Annotated in this window: 20 protein-coding genes, 2 tRNA genes, 3 rRNA genes and 1 pseudogene; all 26 read left to right on the top strand. The window is 53.9% G+C overall.

Translation table 11 applies throughout. The features are described from left to right. Position 1: 1 nt before the first annotated feature. The gene (locus GCWU000342_RS06925; protein ID WP_045000845.1) at positions 2-844 is read left to right on the top strand and encodes a CvfB family protein; all 843 of its coding nucleotides are present in this window, start codon (positions 2-4) and stop codon (positions 842-844) included. 259 nt (positions 845-1103) lie between these two features. Further along, positions 1104-2330, top strand: a complete 1227-nt coding sequence (locus tag GCWU000342_RS06920; RefSeq protein WP_006906642.1) for a C40 family peptidase — start codon at positions 1104-1106, stop codon at positions 2328-2330. A 142-nt stretch (positions 2331-2472) separates the two neighbouring features. Further along, complete coding sequence (locus GCWU000342_RS06915) at positions 2473-2703, top strand: hypothetical protein (protein ID WP_242649995.1); 231 nt, start codon at positions 2473-2475, stop codon at positions 2701-2703. Positions 2704-3127: 424 nt separating this feature from the next. Next, positions 3128-4216, top strand: a complete 1089-nt coding sequence (locus tag GCWU000342_RS06910) for a PucR family transcriptional regulator (RefSeq protein WP_045000843.1) — start codon at positions 3128-3130, stop codon at positions 4214-4216. Then, positions 4216-4902: a cell division ATP-binding protein FtsE gene (ftsE, locus tag GCWU000342_RS06905; RefSeq protein WP_006906639.1), complete on the top strand. Its 687-nt coding sequence runs from the start codon at positions 4216-4218 to the stop codon at positions 4900-4902. The genes GCWU000342_RS06910 and ftsE overlap by 1 nt, the downstream gene beginning before the upstream one ends. Further along, positions 4895-5785: a permease-like cell division protein FtsX gene (gene ftsX / locus GCWU000342_RS06900; protein ID WP_006906638.1), complete on the top strand. Its 891-nt coding sequence runs from the start codon at positions 4895-4897 to the stop codon at positions 5783-5785. The genes ftsE and ftsX overlap by 8 nt, the downstream gene beginning before the upstream one ends. Positions 5786-5890: 105 nt before the next feature. Next, positions 5891-7270, top strand: a complete 1380-nt coding sequence (locus GCWU000342_RS06895) for a S41 family peptidase (RefSeq protein ID WP_006906637.1) — start codon at positions 5891-5893, stop codon at positions 7268-7270. A gap of 80 nt (positions 7271-7350) precedes the next feature. Next, positions 7351-8490, top strand: coding sequence for a peptide chain release factor 2 (gene prfB / locus GCWU000342_RS06890; protein WP_006906636.1), 1140 nt, complete (start codon positions 7351-7353; stop codon positions 8488-8490). A gap of 83 nt (positions 8491-8573) precedes the next feature. Continuing rightward, entirely contained in the window at positions 8574-9017 is a 444-nt protein-coding gene (locus tag GCWU000342_RS06885; RefSeq protein WP_006906635.1) for an ACT domain-containing protein, read from the top strand. A 209-nt stretch (positions 9018-9226) separates the two neighbouring features. Next, positions 9227-10420, top strand: coding sequence for a homoserine dehydrogenase (locus tag GCWU000342_RS06880; protein WP_006906634.1), 1194 nt, complete (start codon positions 9227-9229; stop codon positions 10418-10420). A gap of 55 nt (positions 10421-10475) precedes the next feature. Continuing rightward, the gene (glpK, locus tag GCWU000342_RS06875; protein ID WP_006906633.1) at positions 10476-11990 is read left to right on the top strand and encodes a glycerol kinase GlpK; all 1515 of its coding nucleotides are present in this window, start codon (positions 10476-10478) and stop codon (positions 11988-11990) included. A 34-nt stretch (positions 11991-12024) separates the two neighbouring features. Continuing rightward, positions 12025-14481 (top strand): Tex family protein, encoded by a 2457-nt coding sequence (locus GCWU000342_RS06870; RefSeq protein WP_006906632.1) that lies wholly within the window; start codon positions 12025-12027, stop codon positions 14479-14481. A gap of 110 nt (positions 14482-14591) precedes the next feature. Continuing rightward, positions 14592-15023: a tRNA (adenosine(37)-N6)-threonylcarbamoyltransferase complex ATPase subunit type 1 TsaE gene (gene tsaE, locus GCWU000342_RS06865; protein WP_006906631.1), complete on the top strand. Its 432-nt coding sequence runs from the start codon at positions 14592-14594 to the stop codon at positions 15021-15023. Further along, on the top strand, positions 15020-15763 hold the full coding sequence (gene tsaB / locus GCWU000342_RS06860; RefSeq protein WP_006906630.1) for a tRNA (adenosine(37)-N6)-threonylcarbamoyltransferase complex dimerization subunit type 1 TsaB: 744 nt from the start codon (positions 15020-15022) through the stop codon (positions 15761-15763). The genes tsaE and tsaB overlap by 4 nt, the downstream gene beginning before the upstream one ends. 34 nt (positions 15764-15797) lie before the next feature. Then, the gene (rimI, locus tag GCWU000342_RS09985; RefSeq protein ID WP_169304668.1) at positions 15798-16325 is read left to right on the top strand and encodes a ribosomal protein S18-alanine N-acetyltransferase; all 528 of its coding nucleotides are present in this window, start codon (positions 15798-15800) and stop codon (positions 16323-16325) included. Beyond that, entirely contained in the window at positions 16319-17230 is a 912-nt protein-coding gene (locus GCWU000342_RS06850) for a ribonuclease Z (protein ID WP_006906628.1), read from the top strand. The genes rimI and GCWU000342_RS06850 overlap by 7 nt, the downstream gene beginning before the upstream one ends. A 217-nt stretch (positions 17231-17447) precedes the next feature. Continuing rightward, positions 17448-18479 (top strand): tRNA (adenosine(37)-N6)-threonylcarbamoyltransferase complex transferase subunit TsaD, encoded by a 1032-nt coding sequence (gene tsaD / locus GCWU000342_RS06845; protein ID WP_006906627.1) that lies wholly within the window; start codon positions 17448-17450, stop codon positions 18477-18479. 61 nt (positions 18480-18540) lie between these two features. Continuing rightward, complete coding sequence (ispD, locus tag GCWU000342_RS06840) at positions 18541-19242, top strand: 2-C-methyl-D-erythritol 4-phosphate cytidylyltransferase (RefSeq protein ID WP_006906626.1); 702 nt, start codon at positions 18541-18543, stop codon at positions 19240-19242. An 81-nt stretch (positions 19243-19323) separates the two neighbouring features. Then, on the top strand, positions 19324-20073 hold the full coding sequence (locus tag GCWU000342_RS06835; RefSeq protein ID WP_242649994.1) for a Fic family protein: 750 nt from the start codon (positions 19324-19326) through the stop codon (positions 20071-20073). Next, positions 20048-20248: pseudogene (locus GCWU000342_RS10995) on the top strand (hypothetical protein); the annotation flags it as partial. The gene GCWU000342_RS06835 and the pseudogene GCWU000342_RS10995, both read left to right, overlap by 26 nt. A gap of 188 nt (positions 20249-20436) precedes the next feature. Beyond that, the gene (locus tag GCWU000342_RS06830; RefSeq protein ID WP_006906623.1) at positions 20437-20958 is read left to right on the top strand and encodes a P-loop NTPase family protein; all 522 of its coding nucleotides are present in this window, start codon (positions 20437-20439) and stop codon (positions 20956-20958) included. Between the two features lie 195 nt (positions 20959-21153). Beyond that, positions 21154-21239 (top strand) — tRNA-Ser (locus GCWU000342_RS06825). Between the two features lie 55 nt (positions 21240-21294). After that, positions 21295-21383 (top strand) — tRNA-Ser (locus tag GCWU000342_RS06820). A gap of 380 nt (positions 21384-21763) precedes the next feature. After that, positions 21764-23298: ribosomal RNA gene (locus tag GCWU000342_RS06815) — 16S ribosomal RNA — on the top strand. Positions 23299-23540: 242 nt separating this feature from the next. Beyond that, positions 23541-23658: ribosomal RNA gene (gene rrf / locus GCWU000342_RS11095) — 5S ribosomal RNA — on the top strand. 459 nt (positions 23659-24117) lie between these two features. Continuing rightward, a 23S ribosomal RNA gene (locus GCWU000342_RS06805) occupies positions 24118-24362 on the top strand; the annotation flags it as partial.

Genomic DNA, 24362 nt, shown 5'->3' with positions numbered 1-24362 from the left:
GATGGAATTGGGAAAGGTGAACCGGCTGACTCTGGTCAAGCTGGTGGATTTCGGAGCCTATCTGGCGGAGGGGACGAAGGATCAGGAGCGGGTCCTTCTGCCCGCCAAGCAGGTTCCTCAGGGGATTGGGCAGGGAGATTCGCTGGATGTCTTCTTATATAAAGACTCCAGCGACCGACTGATCGCGACTATGGCCAGACCGCTGGCCATGGTGGGTCAGTTCGCTCCTATGAAGGTTAAGGAGCTGACGAAGATCGGCGCTTTCTTAGACTGGGGCCTGGAGAAGGATCTGCTGCTGCCCTACCGACAGATGCTGGGCAGGGTGGAGGCAGGAGACCAGATCCTGGCCCGCGTCTATGTGGACAAGTCCCAGAGGCTGGCCGCCTCCATGAAGGAGATCTATCCCATGCTGCGCTCGGATTCCCCCTATCAGGCGGGAGATGAAGTCAGGGCCAGAGTCTACGAATTCAGCCGTGATTTCGGCACCTTTGTTGCGGTTGACGATATCTATTCCGCGATGATCCCCCGCCATGAGGACGCAAGGCAGCTGCGAATCGGGGATCAGATCAGCTGCCGGGTGACCGGGGTCAAAAGAGATGGTAAACTGGACGTCTCGATCCGGGGCAAGTCCTACGAGACCATTGGCGAGGACGCCGAGGCGATTCTACGGCTGCTGGAATCCTACGCGGGTGTCCTGCCCTTTACGGAGAAGGCCTCCTCTGAAGTGATTCGACGGGAGACAGGTCTCTCGAAAAATGCCTTCAAGAGGGCGGTCGGACATCTCTACAAAGAGGGAAGAGTCAGTATCGAGGATGGGAAAATCCGACGGACAGAAAAATTGTAACAATTCCTTCATGGTCAAGTTCACAAATAGTTCACACAAAACAAGAGGACAATGTCGAAGTGATGAGGAGGCATTTTCCCGTAAAAGCCTTAGAATTGTGGGCATCTTCGGCGAAAGAAAAGCGGGATCGAAAGAGCGCGGCCTGAACTTGACAGGTGGAGGGCAGGTCTCTATAATAAAACTCGTGCGTAATATAAATGTAATATTTATAGCAGTCATATCGTAACAGATGAAGATAGCCTAAAGTGAGGTTGTATAGATGAATGCAAATCGTAAAACAGTGAAGACAATGGCAATTGTCGCTGCAGGCTCCGCAATCGTTGCCGGCGCGGGACTCCCATCCCAGGCGGCGACTTTGCAGGATACGACGGTAGATCAGGCTCTGGAGACCAGCAAGGAGTCTGGTCAGGGAAGCCTGTCCGGTGTGTCTGCCTCCCTGATGAGCATGCTTTCTATGTCTACGGAGGCGACGGTCAGCAGTAACCAGACAGATATGGTTGCAAGCTCCGCGGTGAACAAGACCTTATATTCCAAGGTTGGAATCGCTCATACGGATTCTGTGATCAATGTCAGAGAGAGCGCTGATGACAATGCCCGCCTGGTCGGTTATCTCTACAATAACAACGCGATGACAGTTGACGCAGAGGAGAATGGCTGGCTTCATATCAGCTCCGGCGACGTCAACGGCTATGTGAAGGCCGATGGCATTACGGTGGGAGATGAGCAGACCTGCAAGAATGCCCAGACGACGGATGTCAAGGTCAGGGAGAACGGCCTGCGCCTGCGCGCGGACGCCAGCCTGGACGCGGACATCCTGTCCGGATTCGCCAAGGACACGGTAGTGACCGGCATTGATCTCTCCAAGCAGGCAGATGGCTGGATCAAGGTTCGCGCCAGTGTGGACGGTAAGGACACAGAGGGATTCGTCTCCAATGACTATGTAGACGTTGACACCCATTACAACTACGGAGAGACGGTCGAGGCGGCGGTCACCAGACAGAAGGCTGAACAGGAGGCGGCTCAGAAGGCTGCCGAGGCAGCTTCCAGGAAGACATCTGTCAGAAGAGGGACAAGCCAGAGAACCACGACTGCAGCCAGCAGCAGCCAGGCGCAGACCTCTGTCTCAAGCGAGTCTGAGGCTTCTGCCAGTGGAGCGGCTGTTGTCGCCTATGCGGCTCAGTTCGTCGGGAACCCCTATGTATGGGGAGGCACCAGCCTGACGTCCGGCGCAGACTGCTCCGGCTTCGTGCTCTCTGTCTACAAGCACTTTGGAATCAGCCTTCCTCATTCTTCTTCCGCCGACAGGAGCGTGGGACGCGCGGTATCCACTTCTGACATGCAGGTGGGCGACATCGTATGCTACAGCGGCCATGTCGGCATCTATGCCGGCGGCGGTAAGATTATCAACGCCTTAAATCCCAGCAAGGGAATCACCTATATCAATGCGAACTACGCGCCGATTCTGGCTGTTCGCCGCGTTTTATAAGAAAACGCTGAGGGGCTGTGGAGTATGTGAAAGCGGCTTGCCTCATATCGCAGATATTGATTCGATGTAAGAGTCAACGCAACTGCGGATGGGGCAGCCGGACCTTCCTTATTCCACGGCCCCTTTTTTGTTTCTGAGGGACATGGCAAATTCCCAGGTGGCTTTTATCACGATTCCTTCCTCCGGAAATGAATATATCAAAGCGAAGGGGATCGCGCAAAAAAGCACAAAAACCATTTTTGATTTCGCCGATCAGTTGATTGCTAAGGTTCCGGGCTGCAAGGAGACGATCGAATACGTGGGAGAATCTCTGATCTTGTTTGAAGTGGGATTGCACGCAATCTGTCAAGCGGGAAGGGAGGACAAACTGTAAATCATCAGCCTGCACAAGAATTGATTCAACCTGCCGGAAAAGAAAAGGCCGACTTTCCCGGGAGAGGAAAATTATCCACAGGAAGGGATCTCCAAAAGCCCGAAAAATGGACTTATACACGGACTTATCCACATTATCCACATCTGAGGGGCTCGGAAACGAGTCCTTTGTGGGGCGAAAAACAAACGGACGTTTTGTGTAAGAGGGCGAAAAATCAACTTTTGGGAGTTTGGACTTGACTTGAAAACAAAAAAGCGCTTGCGAGTCAGAGTGTCCCCAAATACCAGTAAACATGCATAAGAAAGAGAGAAAATCTTCTTTCCAATCTGCGCACTTTGTATTAGACTTGGGATGAGTATATGCAATCAGCATAAAAATGGCGGCTTCACTTGTACACTTTGTACAGGCGCGGAGGGAGAATGAGATGATTTCAAATCAAATCCTGCAGAATACCATCGATGGCCTGCATCACATCAGCAAGCACAGTCTGGCCGTGATTGACGCGGAGGGGAGCATTCTGGCGACGACCTTTCCGGAGGTGGAGGACTATGTCCCCGCGGCCAGAGAATTCGCGGCATCCCCCGCGGAGAGCCAGATCGCTCTGGGCTGCCATTTTTTTAAAGTTTTTGATGACCAGCATTTGGAGTTCATTGTCATCCTGCAGGGTGACGATGAGTCTGTCTTTATGATCGGCAGAATGGCCAGCTTCCAGATTCAGGAGCTGATGGTGGCCTATAAGGAGCGCTTTGACAAGGACAACTTCATCAAGAACCTGCTCTTGGATAACCTTCTTTTAGTTGACATTTACAATCGATCCAAGAAGCTGCACATTGAGACCAACGCCCGGCGCGTAGTCATGGTTGTTGAGACTGCGGGAAGCGAAGAGGGAGATGAGCTGGATCGGGTTCGGTCCGTCTTCTCCGGTCGGAGCAGGGATTTTGTCACGGCTGTGGATGAGCGCAATGTCGTGGTTCTCAAGGAGCTTGCGGATGATGAGGGCTACGCCGATGTGGAACGGTCCGCGGAGGTGATCATTGATTCCTTTAAGGATCGCGTGGACAAGCAGATCCGGGTCTCCTACGGAACCATTGTCGGAGAGCTCAAGGACGCGTCCCGCTCCTACAAGGAGGCCGGGATGGCCCTTGATGTCGGAAAGATCTTCTTTGAAGACCACCAGGTGATCGCCTATTCCAAGCTGGGAATCGGCCGGCTGATTTATCAGCTCCCCATTCCCCTCTGCAAGATGTTTATCCGGGAGATATTTGCCAATAAGTCCCCGGAGGATTTCGATGAGGAGACGATTGTCACAATCAATAAATTCTTTGAGAACAGCCTGAATGTGTCCGAGACTTCCCGCCAGCTCTATATTCACCGCAATACGCTGGTTTACCGGCTGGATAAGCTGGAGAAGGCAACAGGACTTGATCTTCGCGTCTTCTCGGACGCGATCACCTTCAAGATTGCTTTGATGGTAGTAAAGTATATGAAGTATATGGAGGAGCAGAACTACTAATGATCAGCTTAGAACATGTGAGTAAGACCTATGAGGCCGGCATTCCGGCTCTGGATGATATCAGTCTGCATATTGAGCCGGGAGAGTTCGTCTTTATTACCGGTGCGTCCGGATCCGGTAAATCCACCCTGATCAAGCTCATGCTGAATGAATTGAAGGCCAGCAAGGGAACCATTACGGTGGGCGGGCAGAACCTGAATAAGATGCGGCATCGCCAGGTGCCAATGTTTCGTCGTCGGATCGGCACCATTTTTCAGAACTTCCGCCTGCTGCCGGACCGCAATGTATATGAAAATGTGGCGTTTGCCATGCGTGTCACCGAGTCCAGGAAGCGGGATATCCAGAGAAGAGTCCCCATGGTTCTGACTCTGGTGGGCCTGGCATCCAAGTACAAGTCCCTTCCCCGTCAGCTCTCCGGCGGAGAGCAGCAGCGAGTGGCGATTGCCCGCGCGATTGTCAACAGTCCCAAATTGATTCTGGCTGACGAGCCCACCGGTAATCTGGACAATAAGAATGCCTGGGAGGTAATGCAGCTTCTGGAGAAGATTAACCAGGACGGGACGACGGTTGTCGTCGTAACCCATAATATAGAGATCGTCAAGGCTATGAAGAAGCGCGTCATCACGATTAAGCGCGGCTGTCTGGTCAGCGACGTGGAAGGAGGGACAAGTCCAAAGCATGTATAATATTAAGCAGGGTTTTCGAAATATCTGGCACAACAAGATGTTCTCTTTAGCTTCCATCGCGACGATGGCGGCCACCATCTTCCTCTTCGGGGCTTTTTATTCCCTGGTGACCAATTTCTCACAGATGGTCAAGGAGGCGGAGCAGGGCGTGGCAGTCACTGTTTTCTTCGTGGATGGGGTCAGTCAGGAACAGGTGGATGCCATCGGGGACGCGATCAAGGCCAGACCGGAGGTGAAGAATTACCGTTATGTCTCCGCGGATGAGGCCTGGAACTCCTTTAAGCAGAATTACTTCAAGAACAATGAAAATCTGGCGGACGGTTTCAAGGAGGATAACCCTCTGGCCAATTCCTCCAACTACCAGGTCTTCCTCAATGACGTTTCCGAGCAGGGTTCTCTGGTAGAGTACTTAAAGACAGTGGACGGTGTCCGGCAGGTCAATCAGTCAGAGGTGGCAGCCAAGACCCTGTCTGACTTCAACCGCCTGCTTAAGTATGTCTCTGTGGGCGTTGTGGCCATTCTGATCGCTGTGGCTATTTTCCTGATCAACAACACAATTACGGTCGGAATCTCCGTCCGCAAGGAGGAAATCAGCATCATGAAGCTGATTGGGGCCAAGGACCGGTTCATCCGCTCTCCCTTCATCGTCGAGGGGGTAGTCATTGGTCTCCTCGGCGCTCTGATTCCCCTGGTTGCCCTCTTCTTCATGTATCAGGGAATCGTCGGCTATGTGTCCGGCAAATTCTCTTTCCTGAGCGGAATGATGGATTTTATCCCGATCATGAGTATCTTTCGCATTCTGGTTCCCGTCTCCCTGGTTCTGGGGGTTGGAATCGGGTATCTGGGAAGCCGGATGACCTTAAAACGACATTTGAAGGTGTAAGTCTATCGGTCTGCGAAGACCTGTCGTCTCAGGGATATTTGTTATGGAAATACATCGCCCGCTTGTCTCGGGGGATGTATTTCTGCGCTCAGGAGGAAACGAAGTATGGATGAGAAGAAGCAGATCAGCAGCGAGGAGACAGAAGGAAGTCCGCGACCGGAGGAGAAGCAGACATCTATCGATTCGGGCGAGCCAGAAGGACAGAAGCAGACATCTATCGATTCGGGCGAGACAGAAGGGAAAAAGGCTCTGCCAGAGAAAGCGGGAAGAGGGTCAAGGAGAAAGGCAAGAAAGGAAAAGGGCGGATCCTTCGTCAGGGGGATTTTCACCGGCGCCCTGGCTACCCTTCTGATTCTGGCTCTGGTCCTGGGCATCAGCGTCTACTCGGCCGGCAAGGGGGACTCTGCGGTCAATCCGGCCAGCTATGCCAAGCTGATGGCCCTGGAGAAGATTATCAAGCGCTACTATTACCAGGATGTTGACAAGGATGCCATGGAGAAGGGGATGTACAAGGGGATTATGGAGGCCATGGGAGATCCCTACACGGAGTACTATACGGCCAGGGAATATGAGGATCTCATGGCTTCCATGACGGGATCCTTCGTCGGGATCGGGGTGTCCATGACGAAGACGGAGGATGGCAAGATCAAGGTCGTGACCGTTTACGATAAGTCCCCCGCCAGTGAAGCGGGTATGGTCTCCGGCGACATTATCGAGAAGGTGGGGGATCAGAGCACGGCAGATCTCTCTCTGGAGGATATTGTCGCCAAGGTCCGCGGTCAGGCGGACAGTCGGGTTGAACTGACTCTGCGCCGGGCGGATGGCAGCGAGGAAACCCTTTCCGTTGCCCGCCGCAGAATTGAGATTCCCAGCGTCTCCCATCGGATGGCGGCGGACGGTATCGGCTATGTCCGTATCGATCAGTTCAGTGAGAATACCCTGAAAGAGTATCTCGCGGCCATGGACGATCTGAAGAAACAGGGGATGAAGGGAGTCATCTTTGATGTCCGCAATAATCCGGGCGGTATGGTCACGTCCGTCACAGATATTCTGAACCATATTCTGCCGGAGGGAACCAGCGTCTATATGGTGGACAAGGAGGGGAAACGGACCGACTATCATACCGACGGCAAAGATGAACTCAAGATGCCGATTGCCGTTTTGATATCGAAGGACTCCGCCTCGGCGGCGGAGATCTTCGCCGGAGCCATCCGCGACTATCACAAGGGGACTCTGATCGGACAGACGACCTTTGGCAAGGGGATCGTGCAGCAGACCATGCGGCTGGCGGACGGATCCGCAGTCAAGATTACCGTTTCCAGCTATTACACTCCGAATGGGGAGTCCATCCACAAGAAGGGGATCCAGCCGGATGTCTCTATGGAGGATTCTGACACGAAGTCCACGGATACAGGGACCTATGATATACTGAAGGACAATGAGGTGGGACGGGCCATTGAGCTCCTGCAAGATCAGCTGAAGTAATCGCGGCTGATGCGGGAAGGGCCTCTACCACTGTCATCACACGAGATAAGAATCGGCCGTGCCGGTGGAAGGATCGCCTTATGCTGATTGAATTAGACCCCATGCGACAGGAACTGGAGAGCTATAAAGAGCCCCTGGCAGAAGTGACCAGGGCCCTGGATCTGGAATCCAAGCACCAGAAGATTGAGGAATTGAATCGTGAGATGGAGGCTCCCGACTTCTGGAATGACGCGGATTTGTCCGCCAGGAAGATGAAGGAGCTCAAGTCCTTAAAGGACGATGTTGAGATCGCCGATAAGCTGAAGAACAGCATTGAGGAGATCGGCATGCTCATGGATATGGCCAATGAAGAGGATGATGCGGACATGGTGGGAGAGATCCGCCTTATGATGGATCAGATGAAGGAGGACTTCGAGAGGGTCCGGATCAAGACCCTGCTCTCCGGAGAGTTTGACGCCAACAACGCGATAGTCACCCTGCACGCCGGCGCCGGCGGGACGGAGGCCTGTGACTGGACAGCCATGCTCTACCGCATGTATACCCGCTGGGCAGCGGCCCAGGGCTTTGAAGTGGAGGAATTGGATTATCTGGACGGCGATGAGGCCGGGATCAAGGCGGTCACCTTTCAGGTCAACGGTGAGAACGCCTATGGTTACTTAAAGAGCGAGAAGGGGGTTCACCGGCTGGTGCGGATTTCCCCCTTCAACGCCAACGGCAAGCGCCAGACCTCCTTCTCATCCTGTGATGTCATGCCGGAACTGGAGCAGGATCTGGATGTCGAGGTCAAGGATGAGGATATCCGTATTGACACCTATCGGTCTTCGGGCGCCGGCGGCCAGCACATCAATAAGACCTCTTCCGCCATCCGGATTACGCATTTTCCCACGGGGATTGTCGTTCAGTGTCAGAATGAGCGGTCGCAGCATATGAACAAGGATAAGGCCATGCAGATGCTCAAGGCCAAGCTCTATATGCTAAAGATGGAGGAACAGAAGGCCAAGGCGGAGGGAATCCGGGGAGAGGTCACGGACATCGCCTGGGGCAACCAGATCCGCTCCTATGTATTCCAGCCTTATACCATGGTCAAAGATCTGCGGACGGGTGAGGAGACCGGCAATGTCTCCGCTGTGATGGACGGGGACATTAACCTCTTTATCAACGCGTATCTGCGCTGGCTCTCTCTGGGCTGTCCGGATAGAAATGCCATGTCAGAGGACTGAGCGTTTTCCCTGCTGAATCAGAGAGGCCTGCGAGGCATAAAAGCCGCCTTTCGAAGCGTAAATGGCATATAAGAGGTTTATCCATGACAGATAAGACAGCATACTATGTTCTTAAGGAGAAGGCGGTGCCGGAGGTTTTGCTCAAGGTGGTACAGGCAAAGGATCTCCTGGACTCCGGTCGCTGCGACTCCATTCAGGAGGCGACGGCCTTTGTCGGAATCAGCCGCTCCTCCTTCTACAAGTACAAGGATGATATTTTCAAATTTCATGAGAGCAACCGGGGCAAGACCATCACGATGATGATTTCTCTGGAGGACGCGCCGGGACTTTTGTCCGCAGTCATCCGCATTGTAGCCGAGTATCACGCCAATATTCTGACCCTGCACCAGTCGATCCCGGTCAATAATATGGCCTCGATCACCCTCAGTGTGGAGGTTCTGCCGGAGACGCTGGACCTCTCTGACATGATCAATACCATTGAGAAGACCCGGGGCATCGGCTATGTCAAGATTCTGGCCAGGGAGTAGCAGGAGCCGGGAAGGGGAGAAAGCGGGGCGGGAAAGCTTCCGGGCAGTGCGCGAGTATCCCGGTGCGGCAGGCGCGGGGGACAGGAGTAAGCGGGAGCAGGTGCAGGATTCACCGGAGATTCTGCCGACGTCGGGCGGTGGAAGGGGCAGTTTTGCCAGGATATGCGAGGCCTTGAAAAAGAGGTCATAGGATAGGAAAAGAGGTATCTATGAAGGCAGCGATTATGGGATTTGGGACCATTGGTTCCGGAGTCTATGAGGTGTTGAAGGTCAATCGCCGTGTGATCGAAAGACGTGTCGGTTCTCCAATCGATGTGAAATATATTCTGGACCTGCGCGAGTTCGAGGATCAGGAGATCGCGCCGCTGATTGTCCGCGACTACAAAGAGATCGCCGCGGATCCCGAGGTCGATATGGTAGTCGAGACCATGGGCGGCGTTGAGCCGGCCTTCACCTTCGTCAAGACCATGCTTGAGGCGGGTAAGCATGTGGCCACGTCCAACAAGGCTCTTGTCGCAGATAAGGGGGCCGAGCTGATTCGGATCGCCAGAGAGCACTCGGTCAGCTTCCTCTTCGAGGCATCGGTTGGCGGCGGGATTCCCGTCATCCGTCCTCTCCTGGAGTGTCTGACCGCAGATGTGATCGAGGAGATCACAGGAATTGTCAACGGGACGACCAACTATATGATGACGGAGATGTCCGCCAATGGAACGGACTTTGATGAGGTTTTAAAAGAGGCCCAGGACAAGGGGTTCGCAGAACAGGATCCTACGGCGGATATCGAGGGCTATGACGCCTGCCGTAAGATCGCGATACTGACTTCCCTGATCGCCGGCCGCCAGGTGGACTATCAGGATATTCCGACGGAGGGAATCCGGGGGATCAGCGCCACCGATATGAAATATGCCAAAATCTTAAAGAGAAGTATCAAGCTTTTGGCCACCAGCCGCAAGGTGGGAGATACCTATGTCGCCCGTGTTGCCCCCTATCTGCTGCCCGCCAGTCACCCTCTCTCTAAGGTGGACGGTGTCTTCAATGCCATCTTTGTCCACGGGAATATGCTGGGAGACGGTATGTTCTACGGGTCCGGCGCCGGAAAGCTGCCAACCGCTTCCGCTGTTGTCGGAGACCTGGTTGAAATTGCCAGGAATCTTGACAAAAACCTGCCGATCGACTGGGAGCCGGAGGCTCTTGCGCTGGGTGATCCCCAGGAGACGGTTGAGCGCTTCTTCGTCCGCTCCAGCTCCGCTATGAGTTTGATTGAGGATACCTTCGGTCCTGTCAATTTGATTGAGGCTCAGAAGGATGGGGAGCACGCCTTTGTCACAGAACCCATGAGCGAGAAGGAATTTGCGGCGAAGACGGCGGCGATTGATCTGATCTCTATGATTCGGATGGGGTGAAATCGAAGCGGCTTCTTTCGGGAGCCGCCTGTTAAAGGGGAAGCGAGGCTTGATTATGGCAGAATATGTGATGGCGCTGGACGCGGGAACTACCAGCAACCGCTGTATTTTATTTGACCAGGAGGGGAGAATCTGCTCCATGGCCCAGAAGGAGTTTCGGCAGATGTTCCCGCAGCCGGGATGGGTCGAGCACGACGCCAATGAGATCTGGTCCACTCAGCTGGGAGTGGCGGTGGAGGCCATGTCCAAGATCGGGGCAAAGGCGGCGGATATTGCGGCAATCGGCATTACCAACCAGCGGGAGACGGTGATTGTCTGGGATAAGAAGACAGGCGAGCCCATTTACAATGCCATCGTCTGGCAGTGCCGCAGGACCAGCGCCATCGCGGATGAGCTTAAGGCCAGGGGCCTGGAGGAGACTTTTCGCAGGAAGACGGGCCTCATGATCGACGCCTATTTCTCCGCCACCAAGATCAAGTGGATCCTGGACAATGTGCCGGGCGCCAGAAAGAGAGCAAAGGCGGGAGAGCTCCTCTTCGGGACGGTCGAGACCTGGCTGATCTGGAAGCTGACGGCGGGCAGGGTGCATGTGACGGATTATTCCAATGCCTCCAGAACCATGCTCTTTAATATCAACAGCCTGGAGTGGGATCAGGAGATTTTGGAAGAGCTTGAGATACCGGCCGCTATGCTGCCGACGCCGGTTCCCTCATCGCAGATTTACGGCTACGCGGATTCCTCCTTCCTGGGAGCCGAGATCCCCATTGCCGGCGCGGCGGGAGACCAGCAGGCGGCCCTCTTTGGCCAGGCCTGCTACGCGGACGGGGAGGCCAAGAACACCTATGGGACCGGCTGTTTTCTCCTGATGAATACCGGTCAGAAGCCGGTGTTCTCCGAGAACGGCCTGGTTACGACCATCGCCTGGGGACTGGACGGCAAGGTCAACTATGCCCTGGAGGGGTCTATCTTTGTGGCGGGGGCATCCATCCAGTGGCTGCGGGATCAGATGCGGCTGATCGACTCCGCCGAGGACTCTGAGTACTGGGCCAACAAGGCCCATGGGACGCATGGCTGCTATGTGGTTCCCGCCTTCACCGGCCTGGGAGCTCCCCACTGGGACCAGTACGCCCGTGGCACAATCGTGGGAATCACCCGGGGCACCAATAAGAATCACATCATCCGGGCCACCCTGGAGTCGATCGCCTATCAGGTATGCGATGTCATCGATGCCATGCGGGCGGACTCCGGGATTGATCTGCGCTCTCTCAAGGTGGATGGCGGCGCTTCGGCCAACAATTTCCTCATGCAGTTCCAGGCGGACCTGCTGGACCGCCCGGTCAACCGTCCCTCCTGTGTCGAGTCCACCGCCCTGGGCGCCGCTTATCTGGCCGGCCTTGCGGTCGGCTTCTGGACCAGCAAGGAGGAGGTCGTCAAGAACATCCAGCTGGACCGTGTCTTTATCCCTCAGATCGAGAAGGAGGAGAGAGACAAAAAGCGCAGGGGATGGAATAAAGCGGTCAAATATGCTTTTGGCTGGGCTAAGGATTTTGCGGAGGAAGAAGAAAACTGAGAAGCCCGCAATACGTGAATTGAGGAGTTAGATATTGGATATTGCTTTAGAGCTCACAGAGGAGTTAGGAGTCAAGAAGAGCCAGGTCGAGGCGGCTGTCAGGCTGATCGACGAGGGCAACACCATCCCATTTATTGCCCGCTACCGCAAAGAGGCGACCGGAGGACTCAATGATGAAGTCCTCCGCAATCTGGGGGAGCGCCTGGTTTATCTGCGCAATCTGGAGGATAAGAAATCCAGTGTTCTGGCTGCCATTGAGGAGCAGGGAAAACTGACCGGGGAATTGAGGGCTAAGATTGAAGAGGCCAGGACTTTAGTTGTGGTAGAGGATCTCTACCGCCCCTATCGGCCCAAGCGAAGAACCCGGGCTATGATCGCCCGGGAGAAGGGCCTGACCGGTCTGGCGGAGACCATTCTGGCACAGAATCTGACAAGAGAGGCCTTAGAAGAGGCAGCCGGATATCTTGATCCCCAAAAGGATGTAACGTCGGCAGAGGAGGCTCTGGCCGGCGCGGGAGACATTATCGCCGAACAGATTGCTGACGATGCCGACCTGCGCATGACGATCCGACAGATGACCAGGGATCGGGGACGCATCGTCTCTACAGCCAGGGACGAGACTGCCAGAAGCGTCTATGAGACCTATTACGACTTTGATGAGCCCATCAGGGAAGTCCCGGGTCATCGTGTGCTGGCGATCAATCGCGGCGAGAAGGAGAAGATCCTGACGGTTAAGATCCATGCCCCCGAAGAGGATATTTTGCGGCTGATCGCCGACCGCTATATCAACGCGGAGAACGCCTACACGACGCCTGTCCTGACGGCTGTAATCGCCGATGCCTATCAGCGTCTGATTGCCCCCGCCATTGAGCGGGAGATTCGCTCCGCACTGACGGAGACCGCGGAGGACGGGGCCATCAGGGTCTTCGGCAAGAATTTACAGCAGCTGCTCATGCAGCCGCCGATTGCCGGGCAGACGGTTCTGGGCTGGGATCCCGCCTTCCGGACCGGCTGTAAGCTGGCTGTTGTCGATCCCACGGGCAAGGTCCTGGACACTAAGGTTATCTTCCCGACAGCACCCCAGAATAAGCTGGCAGAGTCTAAGAAGATCCTCGCGGCTATGATAAAAAAGTACGGTGTCAGCCTGATCTCTCTGGGCAATGGCACGGCCTCCCGCGAGTCTGAGCAGATCATCGTGGACCTTCTGGCGGAGATACCCGAACGGGTATCCTATGTCATTACCAATGAGGCAGGGGCTTCGGTCTATTCCGCTTCCAAGCTGGCCAGCGAGGAGTTCCCCGCCTTTGACGTAGGACAGAGATCCGCGGCCTCTATTGCGAGACGGGTACAGGATCCTCTGGCTGAACTGGTCAAGATAGATCCCAAGTCCATCGGCGTAGGCCAGTATCAGCATGATATGAACCAGAAGAAGCTGTCCGAGACTCTGGGCGGCGTGGTCGAAGACAGCGTCAACAGGGTCGGCGTCGATCTCAATACGGCTTCCGCCTCCCTGCTCTCTTATATCTCAGGAATCTCCGCGCCGGTCGCAAAGAACATCGTGGCTTATCGCGATGAGAAGGGGTCTTTCACAAGTCGTCGCCAACTTCTTAAGGTACCAAAGCTGGGGCCCAAGGCCTTTGAGCAGTGCGCCGGATTTCTGCGGATTCGCGACGGACAAAACCCGCTCGACGCCACCTCCGTGCATCCCGAGTCCTATCAGGCGGCGGAAGAGCTTTTAGCCAGGCTGGGGCACAGGCCGGAGGAGATCAGTCAGGGCGGGATCGCGAGAATTGCCGAGGAGGTCAGCGATATTCAGAAGATGGCCACGGAGCTGCACCTGGGGCAGATGACGCTGGAGGATATTCTGACGGAGCTTGCCAAGCCGGGCAGAGATCCCAGGCAGGATATGCCCCAGCCCATTCTGCGCCGGGACGTTTTGTCCATGGAGGATTTGAAGCCCGGCATGGTGCTTAAGGGCACGGTGAGAAATGTCGTTGATTTCGGGGCCTTTGTGGATATCGGCGTACATCAGGATGGCCTGGTGCACATTTCCCGCATATCCGATCGCTTTATCAAGCACCCGCTTGAGGCTGTCTCTGTCGGCGATATTGTGGACGTGCAGGTGGTCGCTGTTGACTTGGACAAGCAGCGCGTCGCCCTGTCCATGCGAATTGGCAGAGATGTGGACGCGCAGGGCAATCCTGTGGAAATGTCCGCCAGAAGAGATCATCCTGATCGGGATAAAAAATCCGGTAGAGGAGGGCTGGGCCACGGAGCCTCCGCCGGGAGCAATGTCCGCGGGGGCGGAGCCGTCAGCGATCGCCGAAAGAGTGGAAAAGACCAGAGAAAGCAGGATACAAAGGGCCGAGAGCATGCGGGATCAGGACGAAACCGCGGAAGAGAGGGACAGAGGCAGGACAGGAGACAGCATATCTCTGAGGGCCTGGGCAATTCCGATATGTTAAAGGCGCTGGCTAAGATCAAACTGTAAATTACCGGCTCTGTGATCTGTCTGACTTTAGATCTGTCTGATCTTATTCATGACAATGGAGGATGCGCTCCACGAATATTTCATTGTTCTGAGCAGGAGGGAAAATCCCTATGATTTACGAGACAAACAGCGAGGAAGAGACCAGAGAGATTGGCCGTATGCTGGCCGAGAGGGCCATACCCGGCGACGTCTTTACTCTTGTGGGAGATCTTGGCGTGGGAAAGACCGTCCTGACCAAGGGCTTTGCCCGGGGGCTTGGGATCCAGGACCATGTCAACAGTCCTACCTTCACCATTGTTCAGGAGTATGAGGGGGGGCGCCTTCCCTTCTATCATTTTGACGTCTATCGGATCGCTGATCCTGACGAGCTGCAAATGATCGGCTTTGATGACTATATCTTTGGCCGGGGAGTCTGTCTGATTGAGTGGGCCAACCTGATCGAGGAAGTCCTGCCTGACCGGCGCACGGAGATTCGGATTGCCAAGGACCTGTCAAAAGGACTGGATTATCGCAGGATTCAAGTTGAGGAGGTAGAGGAGTGAAAATCCTTGCCATGGACGCCTCGGGCCTGGTGGCCTCTGTCGCAGTCACAGAAGATGATCGTCTGATCGGCGAGTATACGACCAATGATAAGAAGACCCATTCGCAGACCCTTCTGCCCATGTTGGATCAGCTGGCCGGGATGATTGATCTGGATCTTAAAACCCTTGACGCGATTGCGGTAACTTCGGGTCCGGGCTCATTTACAGGCCTGCGTATCGGAGCGGCCACAGTCAAGGGTCTGGGGCAGGCCCTTGATATCCCTCTGATCCCGGTTCCGACCCTGGAGACGCTCGCCTATAACTGCTGGGGGACCGACAGGCTCATATGTCCTCTCATGGACGCCCGCAGGAAGCAGGCCTATACCGGTCTTTATCAGTCTGCAGACCGGGGACTGACGGTGCTGATGGATCAGGCCGCCATGAGTATAGAAGCGATTCTTGAGAGGGTGAATGACCGGAAGCGACCGGTTGTCTTTCTGGGCGATGGGGTACCGGTTTTTCGGCAGACGATAGAGGGCCTGTGCCGGGTTGACTATCATTTCGCCCCCCTGCACATGGCCGTGCAGAGGGCTTCCAGTCTCGCTGCTCTGGCTTATGTCTACGCCCAAAAGGGAGAATTTGTGGCGGCAGAGGACTTCCGCCCCAATTACCTGCGCCTGTCCCAGGCTGAGCGGGAGCGAAGAGAAAAGTTGGCAGCAGAGAAAAGAGGGTCTGATGTGCCGCGGAGAAGAGATCCCTGATCGAGAGATAAAAGGATTCGGGCAGAAGAAGGGTATGGGAAGAGTTCGTTTGGCGGCCGAGAGTGATCTGGATCAGATGGCGGCCATCGAGGCGGTCAGCATCCCGGACGGTTGGAGCAGGAAAGCTTTTTCCGATGCCCTAAAGAATGATCAGGCCCTGCTTATGGTTCTGACGCAGGGGGAAGCTTCAGGGGATTTAGTCCCGGCAAAGGAGAGGTCTTCAGGGGATTTTCCCGCCGGACAGGAGGAGACCGTCCTTGCGTATTTGCTCTGCTATTTCGCGGCGGACGAGGGCGAGATTGTATCGATTGCCTGCCATCCTGATGCCAGAAGGCAGGGCTGCGCGACAGAGCTGCTGACAGAATTCGAGAAAAAAGCGAGAGATCTTGGCCTCAGGGGCATTTTTCTGGAGGTGCGAAAGAGCAATGTCCCGGCCATCTGTCTCTATGAGAGAAACGGGTTTGCGTCTGTGGGCCTGAGACCGCGTTTTTACCGGCACCCTGTCGAGGACGCCCTGCTGTTGCGCCTGGATTTGCCGGAGGAAAAGGAGAAGCCATGTTAGACGTCTGTCTCTTGGGGACGGGAGGAACCATGCCCCTGCCTCGGCGCTGGCTGACAGCGCTGGTCACAAGATTCAACGGGCACAGCCTGCTCATTGACTGCGGAGAGGGAACACAGATCGCCATGAAGGAGGCTGGGATTTCCCCGAATCCCATCGATGTCATCTGCTTTACTCACTTTCATGCCGATCACATTTCCGGTCTTCCGGGCCTTTTGCTCTCCATGGGTAACGCCGATCGCACCGATCCGGTGACCCTGATCGGCCCCAGGGGCCTGGTTCGCGTGGTGACTGCTCTTCGGTCCATTGCCCAGGAGCTGCCCTTTGAGGTTCGCATGGTTGAAATTGAGGACAGGACGCAGGAGTTTGACCTCTTTGGATACCGGATTCAGGCCTTTCGGGTCAATCACAATGTGACCTGTTATGGTTATTCCCTTTCCATTCCCCGGGCCGGCCGCTTCGACGCCGATGCTGCCAGGAGGCAGGAGATTCCCCTGAAGGCCTGGAACCGCCTGCAAAAGGGCGAAAGGGTTGAGATGGATGGCAGGGTATACCGGCCTGAAATGGTGATGGGGCCTGCCCGCAGAGGGATCAAGCTGACCTACTGTACAGACTCCAGACCGACGCCGGCCATCTCTGACGCGGCTGCGGGCGCGGATCTCTTTATCTGTGAGGGCATGTACGGGGATCCGGAGGATGCCGGCAAGGCCAGGAAGAAGAAACATATGACCTTTGCGGAGGCCGCCGCTTTGGCCAGGGAGGCGAAGGCAGAGGAGCTTTGGCTGACCCATTTTTCCCCCTCTTTAGTGGGGGCGGCCCGTTATATGGATCAGGTGACAGAGATATTCCCCAATGCCAGCCTGGGCTGGGATGGAAGAAGCTGTACCCTGGATTTCCCGGAGGAATAAAGGAAGCAAGGGCCCGTAAAAATATTTGAATCGACACGGGAGAAAGCGCCATGTGCAGGCGGGTAAAGGAAGTGAGTATCCGTAAATAGCCGGGCTGACACGAGCAGGAATGCCATGTGCCGAAAAACAAAGGAAACGAGTGCCTGCGAAAATGTATATGCCGGCGGGCAGAGGAAGCAGGCATCCGTAAAAACACCTGCGCCGAGAGGGAGAGATTATGTCTGAAAAGAAGGAAATTCGTCGTATCCTCGCTGTTGAGAGCTCCTGTGACGAGACGGCGGCAGCCATTGTTGTGGATGGCCGCAAGGTTTTGTCCAATGTGATCAGCACGCAGATTCCCATTCACACCCTCTACGGCGGCGTCGTGCCGGAGATTGCCTCCCGGGCTCATACGGAGCGGATTAACCAGGTGATAGCACAGGCCCTAAAGGAGGCGGATACAGACCTGGATGGTGTGGACGCTGTTGCCGTGACCTACGGCCCCGGACTGGTGGGAGCTCTTTTGGTGGGTGTTTCTGCGGCCAAGGCCATCGCTTATGCCAAGGGACTTCCCCTCCTGGGGGTTCATCACATCGAGGGGCATATCAGCGCCAATTACATTGAGAATCCGGACCTGGAACCTCCCTTCCTGTGCCTGGTGGTGTCCGGCGGCCACACCCATCTGGTCAGGGTCAGGGACTATGGGGATTATGAGATTTTGGGTATGACCCGAGACGACGCAGCAGGAGAGGCGTTTGACAAGGTCGCCAGAGCCATTGGCCTGGGCTACCCCGGAGGCCCCAAGGTTGAGAGAGAGGCAAGAGAGGGAAATCCCGATGCCATCGCGTTTCCGAGGGCGCATGTCAATGACGGCGTCTACGATTTTTCCTTCAGCGGTCTGAAATCTGCGGTTCTCAACTATTTAAATCAGATGCAAATGAGGGGAGAAGCGGTCAATCGGGCGGATGTAGCCGCTTCCTTTCAGAAGGCCGTCGTGGGGGCGCTGGTGGATCACGCCGAGATGGCTATGGAAGAGTTCCATCTGAAGAAGATGGCCATAGCGGGCGGCGTCGCTTCAAACGGCGCCTTCCGCGAGGCCATGCAGGCGGCCTGTGATCGGCATGGGGTCAAGTTCTATCGGCCTTCCCCCATCCTCTGTACGGATAACGCGGCTATGATCGGAGCCGCTGCCTACTATGATTTTGCCAGAGGAGCTGTCAGCGGCTGGGATCTCAACGCTGTGCCGGGACTTAAGCTGGGAGAGCGTTGAGGCCATCTGCCGACATGGACGGCACAGGGCGGCGATCGGGCCGCAATGAGGATATGGGAATATGGTGAGTGCAATCATTCTTGCAGCCGGCAAGGGAAGGCGTATGGGAAGCAAGCTACCGAAGCAGTACCTGCCTCTTCTTGGACGGCCTCTTCTGGCCTATAGCCTGCTTGCCTATGAGCAATCGCTCGTAGATCGCGTCGTTCTTGTTGTGGATCCGCTTGATCGGGACCGCGCGGAGGAGATTCTTCAACGGTATCAGATTCATAAGGTGAGCGCCATTGTGGCTGGTGGCAGGGAACGCTGCGATTCTGTCTTCGCCGGTCTGCAGAAGGTGGACGACGGGGGACAGGTCCTGATTCACGACGGGGCAAGGGCGCTGATCCGGGCAGAGGAGATCAATACAGCTCTTTCCGTCGTTTCCAGGGGGGAAGCCTGCGCCATGGGGATGCCCGTCAAGGATACGATTAAGGAAGTAGGAGAGGATCAGTCGGTGATTCGCACACCGGATCGAAGCAGACTCTGGCAGGTGCAGACTCCACAGTGCTTTTTGACAGAGGAAATCAAGGAGGCTTACAGAAGGTATCTGCAGGAGGAAAGAAGCGGGGCGACAGATGACGCGGCGATCTATGAGCTGATGATCGGAAAGAAGCTCTATATGATTGAGGGCAGCTATGAGAATCTCAAGGTAACGACACCTGAGGACCTTCTGATGGCGGAGATCATTCTGCGCAGGCGAGGCTGGAGTCCGTCTCAGATTTAAGGAGAGGGCGGATTCTGCCCAATCGCCAGCGATGTGATCGACGGGAAGCATGTATTTGGCCCGCCGGAGGATATCCGGGAGGTGAAGAATGCCTATGAAGCATATGAGCGTGTTTCTGAGCTTGATCCTTACGATGTAAAGAATCTGCTTTTTGCGCATAAGCTGATGATGGAAGGCCTGGTAAAAGAAGCAGGGAGATTCCGCAGCGGCAATGTAGGCGTGTATGCCGGTGATCAGCTGATCCATGCCGGCACACCGGCGAGATACGTTCCTGATTTGGTTTCACAATTGATGACCTGGCTGAAGGAATCCAAATATCATCCTCTGGTAACAAGCTGTATCTTTCATTATGAATTTGAATTTATTCATCCCTTCGCGGATGGGAACGGACGGACCGGACGGCTCTGGCAGTCCCTGATCCTTCAGAAATGGAATGACCTGTTTGCGTGGCTGCCGGTGGAAAATCTGGTCCATGCGAATCAGACAGAATACTATCGGGTGCTGCAGAAGGCTGACAATTCTGGAGATTCCACAGAGTTTGTGGAATTTATGCTTGGTATGATCCGCAATGCCTTAAAGGAACTGAGTGAGAATCAGGGCAAGACAGACAATAATGATGTCGCAATAAATGTCGCAAGAAATGTCGTAACAAATGAGGATAAAGTGCTGGAGCTTCTCCGGCAGGACGGCAGGCTTACGGCAAAGGTCCTGTCATTATCGCTGGGACTGACACAGAGACAGGTGCAGCGCATACTGGCGAGTCTGAAAGAAGAAAAGAAGATTATCCGTTATGGAGCAAGAAAAAATGGGTACTGGAAAGTGCCGGAGTAACGGAAGCAGGGTATATGTATTTGGATATGGAGGGAATGGAAATTATCATATCAATACAATCTGTGTACAGGGAGGCTATGAGCCGAAAAATGGAGAACCCAGAATCCTTCTTATCGTACAATCGACAACTTACAAGTACGAGTCGTCGAAGCAGATGGGTGACCTCTTCGACTTAATCTGATTGCGAACACGATGAAAAATTTGAGATTGATCGTTGGATTTTGGTAATAGAATCTGCCGAGGATTGGGAGAAATATGAATGATAGGTTGAAACGATAAATCAAAGTTTGTGGAGGATATGGATATGCGGGAAAAACACTGAGGAGTGTACCAGGAGTGATTCATTATGGGAGGGCAAAGCATATGAGCAAAAAACCCCGTAAGATAGTAATCATGGGCTACAGTGGTTCCGGTAAATCCACGCTGGCAACGAAACTTGCTGACAAATATCAAATAGAAGTTCTTCACTTGGATCAGGTACACTGGCTACCCAACTGGGGTGAACGTCAGGCAGAAGACGAACAACAGATATGTAAGAGCTTTATGGATATAAAGGATGCCTGGATCATTGACGGAAACTACACCAAGCTGGAATTTGAGCGCAGATTAGAAGAGGCGGATCTCATAATTTTGCTTCTGTACGGACGAATACCATGTGCGCTGAGAGTGATAAAGAGATGGTTAACATACAAGGGAAAAACCAGGCCAGATATGGGGACTGATTGTCCGGAGAAATTCGACTGGAAGTTCCTGCGCTGGATTCTCTGGGATGGAAGAGTGGCATCTCAAAGAAATGTCTATCAGGATATAACAAAAAATATGAAGGGAAAAACTCTTGTGATCTGTAATCAGCGAGACCTGTATGAGTGTTTTGACTGGTTATAGTTATATATGTACAAGAGGCAACTTCACAGCGCATCTGAAGACAGATAGGAGACTGCATATGAAGATCCTTGTTTTAAGACGTGGGATTGCCGTGCCCTGAAAAATAGCAAAAATGGAGAAAAACGCTTTTCTTTGTTGACACTCTGAAATTTGCTGTGATAATATAATTTTCGTGCTGTTAAGGCACAGATGCTTGGAGAGGTATCGAAGTGGTCATAACGAGGCGGTCTTGAAAACCGTTTGTCCGCAAGGGCGCGTGGGTTCGAATCCCACCCTCTCCGCTGGCGGATCTTCGGATCCGACAATGATATATGGTTGAGAAATCGATCATGCTTTGGAGATGTACCCAAGCTGGCCGAAGGGGCTCCCCTGGAAAGGGAGTAGGTCGTTAACGCGGCGCGAGAGTTCAAATCTCTCCATCTCCGCTCGACAATTATCACAAACTCACCACAATGTCGCGTTGACATGCAGGAGGGAGAATGATAGTATAGTCGGTGCACTGCGCAAGGATATTTCCGCAGGAGACAGAATAAAATCTTGACAGGAAATAACAGCTGCGGTAAACTATTCCAGCTGTCACTCGAGCGGGTGCAAGCAAGAACCTTGATAACTGAACAATGAAACAACCTTGAAAGATTCTAAGAGAATCAAAGCGAATCTCAGAGCAATCTGAGGACCTTAAAAACAGTAAAGGATTAGCCAAGCTAATTCATTCTGGGAAGCATGCATCCGCGAAGAAGAATCATATGTGATCTGTTAGAGGATCTGTGTGATGAACTTAAAAGGCGGATGAATGAAGGACTTTTAACATGAGAGTTCGATCCTGGCTCAGGATGAACGCTGGCGGCGTGCTTAACACATGCAAGTCGAACGAGAAATGATATTACGATCTCTTCGGAGTGACGGTTTTATTTCGAGTGGCGGACGGGTGAGTAACGCGTGAGCAACCTGCCCTATACCGGGGGATACCAGTTGGAAACGACTGTTAATACCGCATAAGCGCACGATAAGACATCTTGTTGTGTGAAAAACTCCGGTGGTATAGGATGGGCTCGCGTATGATTAGCCAGTTGGCGGGGTAAAGGCCCACCAAAGCGACGATCATTAGCCGACCTGAGAGGGCGACCGGCCACATTGGGACTGAGACACGGCCCAAACTCCTACGGGAGGCAGCAGTGGGGAATATTGCACAATGGGCGAAAGCCTGATGCAGCGACGCCGCGTGAGTGAGGAAGTATTTCGGTATGTAAAGCTCTATCAGCAGGGAAGAAAGAAATGACGGTACCTGAGTAAGAAGCTCCGGCTAAATACGTGCCAGCAGCCGCGGTAATACGTATGGAGCAAGCGTTATCCGGATTTACTGGGTGTAAAGGGAGCGTAGGCGGCAGAGCAAGTCTGATGTGAAAGCCCGGGGCTCAACCCCGGTAGTGCATTGGAAACTGTTCGGCTCGAGTGTCGGAGGGGTAAGCGGAATTCCTGGTGTAGCGGTGAAATGCGTAGATATCAGGAAGAACACCGGAGGCGAAGGCGGCTTACTGGACGATTACTGACGCTGAGGCTCGAAAGCGTGGGGAGCGAACAGGATTAGATACCCTGGTAGTCCACGCTGTAAACGATGAATACTAGGTGTCGGTACCCGAAGGGTATCGGTGCCGTCGCAAACGCATTAAGTATTCCACCTGGGGAGTACGTTCGCAAGAATGAAACTCAAAGGAATTGACGGGGACCCGCACAAGCGGTGGAGCATGTGGTTTAATTCGAAGCAACGCGAAGAACCTTACCAAGTCTTGACATCCCGATGACAAGCGATGTAATGTCGTCTCTCTTCGGAGCATCGGAGACAGGTGGTGCATGGTTGTCGTCAGCTCGTGTCGTGAGATGTTGGGTTAAGTCCCGCAACGAGCGCAACCCTTGTTCTTAGTAGCCAGCAGGTGAAGCTGGGCACTCTAAGGAGACTGCCGGGGTGAACCCGGAGGAAGGTGGGGATGACGTCAAATCATCATGCCCCTTATGACTTGGGCTACACACGTGCTACAATGGCGTAAACAAAGGGAGGCGAAGCCGTGAGGCCAAGCGAATCCCAAAAATAACGTCTCAGTTCGGATTGTAGTCTGCAACTCGACTACATGAAGCTGGAATCGCTAGTAATCGCAGATCAGCATGCTGCGGTGAATACGTTCCCGGGTCTTGTACACACCGCCCGTCACACCATGGGAGTTGGTAATGCCCGAAGTCAGTGACCCAACCGCAAGGAGGGAGCTGCCGAAGGCAGGACTGATAACTGGGGTGAAGTCGTAACAAGGTAGCCGTATCGGAAGGTGCGGCTGGATCACCTCCTTTCTAAGAGATCGAGTAGAGTGTTGTTTCATTGTTGAGTTATCAGGCACGCGAGTGTTTGAGCGCAACTTGTCAGCTTTGCTGATGAGCGCATCTTATCGGCAGAGCCGATAAGCATGTCTTGTGGACTTCGTCCACAAGCCGGGGCATTCGCCCCGAGGATCATCAAAAACAAATGCTTACGAATGCAAGCATTCGACGCATTGTTTTTTCCGATCCTTGCGGCTCAAAGATAACTTCATATTTCTGGTGGCGATGCGCCTGGGGGGAACACCCGTTAACATCCCGAACACGATGGTTAAGACTCAGGCGGCCGACGGTACTCGGCTGGAGACGGCCCGGAAGAATAGGTGGCCGCCAGATATTTCTTTTTATTGAGAAGAAGACGATTTATTCGTCATTCGAGTGCTCAAGAGATTGAACACCGGAATGACTGATAAATTCAGTCAACCTGAGAGATCAGGGAGTACCTTGAAAACTTCATACAGATAGAAGAATTGATAAAAAGACCTTCTGGATCTGCGGATCATGAGCGGACCTGTTCGCGAATGAGATGGAGATTGCAACAGAAAGGTCGATAAATATCAAGACATCCGAGAATTAACAAACCGATCGAAAGATCAAAACACAAGCTTTTTTAAGCTGATGCAACGCTATGCATCAAAAGAATACGAGGACAAAAGCAGCGTGCGAATAACGCGCCTGGCTACTAGATTCAAGCTTCGTCTTAACAGACTCGCTTTCACCAAGGGCCATGCATGCATCGCACGTAAGACGCTAACATCGCCTGAGGGCTCGTTACCGTCTAAGTGCTCGTAGCGAGGTCAAGCAAGAAAGAGCGCAGGGTGGATGCCTTGGCACTAAGAGCCGAAGAAAGACGTGATAAGCTGCGAAAAGCCGTGGGGAGCTGCACATAAGCTGTGATCCACGGATTTCTGAATGGGGAAACCCGGCCGGACAAACTCCGGTCATCCATAGCCCAATCCATAAGCTATGGAAGGGAACCCGGTGAACTGAAACATCTAAGTAGCCGGAGGAAGAGAAAGAAACATCGATTCCGTAAGTAG

The sequence above is a fragment of the Shuttleworthella satelles DSM 14600 genome (assembly GCF_000160115.1).
Classification (GTDB): domain Bacteria; phylum Bacillota; class Clostridia; order Lachnospirales; family Lachnospiraceae; genus Shuttleworthia; species Shuttleworthia satelles.
Note: the sequence above shows the minus strand (reverse complement) of the source record. Positions and strands in the feature narration are given on the sequence as shown.